Annotated in this window: 1 pseudogene; it reads left to right on the top strand. The window is 44.2% G+C overall.

The annotated features are described in order from the left end of the window. Nucleotides 1-475, top strand: a pseudogene (locus HMPREF3112_RS11555) (glucosyl transferase); the annotation flags it as partial.

Raw genomic sequence — 475 nt, 5'->3', positions numbered from 1 at the left:
AATGTCGTCTCTGACAGCAATCTTGAGACAAGTGACAGCCTCATTACAAGAACCGAAGTGGCTCCAGCAAGCACTACTGTTGAGAAAGCTTCTAGTGAAGCAGTATCTTCTGACACTGACACTACATCTACTAATGCGACTAGTCAGCCTACAGAAACGCCTACGACACAGCCTGCTAACGAGACTGATAAAAAGCTTGAACCCGCTCAATCTGGTGAGACAGCTACAACCGATAGAAGTGTTGAAACCACATCTGAAAAAAGCGATAACGTAACTACTTCACAGGAAACACCTTCCCAAGGTGGCAAGTTCACTTCTGATGATCAAGGTAACTGGTATTACCTAGACAGTGAGGGCCACAAACTAACTGGCCCACAAACCATCGATAGCTTTAACCTCTACTTCCATGACAATGGTATCCAAGCAAAAGGTGAAAAGGTAACCATTGATGGCAAGGATTACTACTACGATAAAG

The sequence above is a fragment of the Streptococcus sp. HMSC10E12 genome (assembly GCF_001807855.1).
GTDB classification, from domain to species: domain Bacteria; phylum Bacillota; class Bacilli; order Lactobacillales; family Streptococcaceae; genus Streptococcus; species Streptococcus salivarius.
The sequence above is the reverse complement of the archived record's forward strand: the minus strand, read 5'-3'. Positions and strand labels throughout refer to the sequence as shown.